Here is a 4,665-nt window from a genome sequence, read left to right as displayed (position 1 = left end):
CCGGAGGGCTGGGGCGCGCGGTTCGGTTTCGCGCTGCTGTTCCCGGTGGGGAAAAGGTGAGGCATCGTCTACGGTCTGGCGCCACCCCAGCCGAGGCTTTCTCACGGACATGCCGGCAGTGTCCTGCGGCGTACAGATGGCGGCATGATCAACCGGCGGAACAGTCTGCGCCTTGACTCCACACCTGTCGCGGCCATGTCGAGGATCTGTGGCGGCGCGCTGTGCCTGCTGATCGCGGGAACAGTCACCTTCGCCGCCACAGGCATGACTTCCGCCGCCGGCCCCGCGATCACGAAGCAGGATGCGATACGAGCCGCCTTGTTTGACGATGCGGCCCTGACCCTGCATCTGCGGAGCTACCTCTTCGACCGGTCCAACAATGAGGGCGACGATCCCGCCGCCTGGGCGACCGGCGGCTGGGTTGGTTATCAGACGGGCTGGATCGGCGACATGCTCCGGTTCGGCGCGGTGGCCTACACCTCGCAGCCACTCTGGGCGCCGGAAGACCGCCCCGGCTCGCTTCTGCTGTTGCCGGATCAGGAGGGCTTCTCGGTTCTGGGCCAGGCCTATGCCGCGCTTCGTTATGACGGTCAGCTTCTGACGCTGGGCCGCCAGCTGGTGGACCAGCCGGAAATCAACCCGCATGACAACCGCATGGCGCCGATCACCTATGAAGGGGCCTCGCTTGGCGGCGACGTCGGCATTTTCTCCTATTACGCGGCATTCCTGACGGCCACCAAGACACGCGGCTCGGACAAGTTCGAGAATTTCGCGGAGGCCGCCGGGGTCGACAGTAACGAGCCGATGTATCTGGGCGGACTCGCATTTTCTCCAGGCGGCGACATCAAGACCCGCACCTCATTGTATGCCGTTCCCGATATTCTCATGTCGTCATACACGGACTGGCAGTGGAGCGGTCAGCCTGACAGCTACAGCTTCAGCCTCTCGGGCCAGGTTTACTGCCTCAAGCTTGAACTCGCGGCTGAACTTCCGTCTCTCCATTGGACACCTCCAGTTCCATTAAACACCTTAACTCGGTGTCCACGGAACCGGCAGCAGGCCAATGGCAGCCTCCGTCTGAAACGATCTGAACGCCACTTGCCCTAAGATCAAGTTTGGTTGTCTAACCAGCTATTATATCGAGCCTCCGGGGCATGGGCCTTTCGTCCCATGGCACCCACTGGCACTGCAATGGGCGTTCTCGCTGTCAGATAAGTATCTGTAACAGAACAATAAACCGCCATGGAGGCCCATCGATGCTGATTGAAACACAGGTAGTCCGTTCAAATTCCGAGTTGCTGAAGGAGCTGCGGGGGCTCCCTGTCACCAAGGCCGTCATTTATCGCAATGTGGACAAGAAGGCGTGGGAGCAGATCGCCAGGGAGCACCAGGGCGACCGGATAGTGGTACTGATAAAGTAGAGCAAAGCGCTGCTTAGAAAGCCACCGGTGAGCAAAGAATCCAACTTGCAACCATGCAGGCCACGTCACCTGATCGCATAATGTTGTATTTTCAATTACTTGCACCTTGCCCCGATGCATCACGTTCACGTAAGCCTCTTTACAGCCCCCATTCGCCATGATTTAGTCTAGGTGAAAACCACTAGGCCAACAGGGGTTGCTAATGACTGTGGCGGATAGATTTGCGCTCACGGGAAATGTTGCGATGGTGACCGGCGCGGCAGCAGGCATTGGACGAGCTATTTCGATGCTTTTCGCCCGAGCTGGCGCTTCAGTGATCGTCACGGACCTAAAACAGGATGGGGCTCAGGCAGTCGCCGATGAGATCAAGAGGCAGGGCGGCAAGGCCATCGGGCTCGAGTGCAATGTCACCAAGGAAGAGCAGCTGGCAGCGGCTGTCGATGCCGCGATCAAGACTTTCGGCAAGCTGACGATCCTTGTTAATAACGCCGGTGGTGGCGGGCCTAAGCCCTTCGACATGCCGATGAGCGATTTCGAATGGGCCTACCAGCTAAACGTCTTTGCGTTATTCCGGTTGACGCAGCTTGCGGCACCTCACATGAAGGCCGCAGGGGGTGGTGCTGTACTCAACATCTCCTCGATGGCCGGCGAGAACAAGAATATCAATATGGCGTCCTACAGTTCGTCGAAGGCAGCGGTGAACCATCTGACACGCAACATCGCCTTTGATCTGGGGCCCATGGGTATTCGCGTCAACTGCATTGCACCCGGCGCCATCAAGACCGACGCACTCGCCAAGGTTCTGACGCCCGAGCGCGAGAAGGCAATGTTGAAGCACACCCCACTCGGGAGGTTGGGCGAGGCGGACGACATCGCAAACGCAGCCCTCTTCTTGTGCTCCCCCGCGTCGAGCTGGGTGAGTGGACAGGTTCTGACTGTGTCAGGCGGCGGCGTGCAGGAACTCGACTGATATCGTCATTCGTAATTTCTGGCGGCGAAGTGTCCCGTCAGATTTCGACTAGGGTTCTTTCATCACAGTTGGCCGAGAAACAGACCAGACAGGAGATGTTATGACTTATGATGCTTTCGCGGACTTCCGCATGGCGGGCCACAACGTGATCATCACAGGCGGCGCACAGAATATCGGCGCCGGGATCGCCCGCACACTGTCGGGTGCGGGCGCCAAGGTTATGATTGCCGACCTCAACGGTGATAAGGCGAAGGAAACTGCGGCAGCCATTGAGAAAGAGACTGGCAATGATTGCCGCGGCATCAAGTGCGATGTCACGTCTCTCGATGACATCAACGCATTGGTGGCGGAGACGGTAAGGGCCTTCGGCGGCATCTCGACACTGGTCAACAACGTGGGTTGGGGTGGTCGACACGAGGATCCAACCGCAATCACCGAGGAGGATTTCATCAAGTCCTACAAGCTCAACACCATCAGCGCCTACCGCATGAGCATGGCCTGCCTGCCCCATCTCGAGAAGGCGAAGAACGCCACGATCACCAATTCAGGTTCCTTCTCATCCGCCACGCCTGCCTATGACATCCTGGCCTATGGCACGGCCAAGGCAGCGCTGAACCAGATGATGGTGTCGATCGCTCACATGCTGGCCAAGAAGGTGCGCGTCAACTCGGTGCTGATCGGCACGGTGATGACCGAGGGCTATGCCGATGCTGGCATCGATGCCGCCATGCAGGAGAAGTTGAAGCACCCGGACAATCTCACGGGCCGCCCCGGCAAGGCCGAGGACATCGCCAACGCCATGCTGTGGCTGTGTTCGCCCGCAAGCGGATGGGTGAGCGGCCAGATCATCAATGTCCATGGCGGTGGCGGTGTGGTGCGCCTGTTCGGTCATTGATCACGGACGTACAAGTAGCGACACTGCTCCGACCGGAACAGAGCCCCTGTCCCGGACCATTGTGAAAGGAATGACGACGTGAGAAGCACCTTACTGGAGCTCGCTCTGTCCGCCTTGATCTTTGCCCTTCCGGTCAGCGCTGGGGCTCAGGGGACGGCGGCGACCAACGATCAGGTCTTGCAGCTCTATTTCACCGACAGCGGTCGATCCTTTGGCTATCAAGTCATGATGGCACGGATCCAATTGGACACGTTGACGGCAGAGCTTGAACGCGACAAGTCGATGCTCCAGCGCAACGAAGAGCTCTACGCCAAGAGCGCCATTTCGCAGCTGGATCTTCAGGTGTCGCAGCTCAAGGATGCTTGGAACCGCAAGCAATTGATCGTCGCCGAGAAGAACCTTTTGTATCTGAGCGCAGAGTATGAGGCCATGACCAAAATAGCAGAGCACTTCGCGGGCGGAGAAATCACGGTCGAGACTCTTTATGCCGTCTTCCGTCGAGGATGGGATGCAGGGTGCGACAAGGGACCGGACGAAGTTGTCGCACATCAGGCCTGGGTCGCATTTGCCGAAAAATCACTTGAGCGAGCGCGCCAGCTTAATGAACGTGGCGGACTGCCTGATAGCGAAGTGCTGGAGCGCGAGACGCAGCTTGCGATTGCCCGGACCAACTATCAGAATCGATTAGGAGGGCTTGACCGCTGCAGGACAACGCTGTTCCCAAGTCTGGACGATATTATGGCGCCTTCGCGCTGATAGCGAAGCGGACACCTCAACGGAGACACCGATGACCTCCACCGAAAAGCGCAGTCCGAGCCAACAGGAACTCGTCAAGGGAGCACTGCTGTCAGGCGTCATGAACGCCGTAATCAACGGTGCCATCCAGGCTTGGCTTCTGCGTGGTAACGATGTCATTCCTCTATCGGTTGACAGCATCAGCGCAGGAACGCCGACCGTACTCGGATCAGCCGTGCCGCTTGCCGTGTCGCTCGCAATGGTTCTGACAGCGGTTGCTCATTGGACGCTCAAGGGTCCTAAGAAGCCCTTCTTCCCCACGACCTTTTGGCTGGTTCTGAAGCATGGACTCTTCGCCTTTGGCGCTCTGGTAGCTGGGGCGATTGTCTGGCAACGCGTCGTCGGCACAGTGGATGTGGGGCTTGTCACCGCCGTGATTCTTCTTGGTCTCATAGCAGGCATTATCTCGACCGCCGTAAACTACATGACGATCTCGGAAATTATCATGGACCACCCCTAAGATAGGTAACTGCTGTCCGACCTGCGAAGTACCGACCACTTGCTGCAGGCCACCCCCTGTCGATAGCTAATTAACTTGTCCGGTTTTGGTAGCACATCAAATGTCCGCTTCTTGTGTTTTTGTG

The 4,665-nt window shown here is 58.2% G+C and carries 6 protein-coding genes; all 6 read left to right on the top strand.

Features of this window, described 5'->3' with window-relative positions:
* The first annotated feature begins 195 nt into the window (after positions 1-195).
* The 6 genes from ACKOED_RS02405 to ACKOED_RS02380 all read left to right on the top strand — a co-directional run bounded on the left by ACKOED_RS02405 (position 196) and on the right by ACKOED_RS02380 (position 4,541).
* Entirely contained in the window at positions 196-1,107 is a 912-nt protein-coding gene (locus tag ACKOED_RS02405; RefSeq protein WP_408914982.1) for an OprD family outer membrane porin, read from the top strand.
* Between the two features lie 149 nt (positions 1,108-1,256).
* Positions 1,257-1,421 (top strand): hypothetical protein, encoded by a 165-nt coding sequence (locus ACKOED_RS02400; RefSeq protein WP_408914981.1) that lies wholly within the window; start codon positions 1,257-1,259, stop codon positions 1,419-1,421.
* 202 nt (positions 1,422-1,623) lie between these two features.
* Entirely contained in the window at positions 1,624-2,391 is a 768-nt protein-coding gene (gene hdhA, locus ACKOED_RS02395) for a 7-alpha-hydroxysteroid dehydrogenase (protein ID WP_408914980.1), read from the top strand.
* 100 nt (positions 2,392-2,491) lie between these two features.
* Positions 2,492-3,286, top strand: coding sequence for an SDR family oxidoreductase (locus ACKOED_RS02390; protein WP_408914979.1), 795 nt, complete (start codon positions 2,492-2,494; stop codon positions 3,284-3,286).
* A 78-nt stretch (positions 3,287-3,364) separates the two neighbouring features.
* The gene (locus tag ACKOED_RS02385) at positions 3,365-4,042 is read left to right on the top strand and encodes a hypothetical protein (protein WP_408914978.1); all 678 of its coding nucleotides are present in this window, start codon (positions 3,365-3,367) and stop codon (positions 4,040-4,042) included.
* Positions 4,043-4,073: 31 nt separating this feature from the next.
* Complete coding sequence (locus ACKOED_RS02380) at positions 4,074-4,541, top strand: hypothetical protein (protein WP_408914977.1); 468 nt, start codon at positions 4,074-4,076, stop codon at positions 4,539-4,541.
* The last annotated feature ends 124 nt before the right edge of the window (positions 4,542-4,665 follow it).

It is taken from the genome of Aestuariivirga sp. (assembly GCF_046093005.1).
Classification (GTDB): domain Bacteria; phylum Pseudomonadota; class Alphaproteobacteria; order Rhizobiales; family Aestuariivirgaceae; genus Aestuariivirga.
Note: the sequence above shows the minus strand (reverse complement) of the source record. Positions and strands in the feature narration are given on the sequence as shown.

Bases quoted from the DNA above. Each gene is read 5' to 3' on its own strand.
- ACKOED_RS02405 (WP_408914982.1), top strand. From the start codon at position 196: ATGTCGAGGATCTGTGGCGGCGCGCTGTGCCTGCTGATCGCGGGAACA.
- ACKOED_RS02400 (WP_408914981.1), top strand. From the start codon at position 1,257: ATGCTGATTGAAACACAGGTAGTCCGTTCAAATTCCGAGTTGCTGAAG.
- hdhA (WP_408914980.1), top strand. From the start codon at position 1,624: ATGACTGTGGCGGATAGATTTGCGCTCACGGGAAATGTTGCGATGGTG.
- ACKOED_RS02390 (WP_408914979.1), top strand. From the start codon at position 2,492: ATGACTTATGATGCTTTCGCGGACTTCCGCATGGCGGGCCACAACGTG.
- ACKOED_RS02380 (WP_408914977.1), top strand. From the start codon at position 4,074: ATGACCTCCACCGAAAAGCGCAGTCCGAGCCAACAGGAACTCGTCAAG.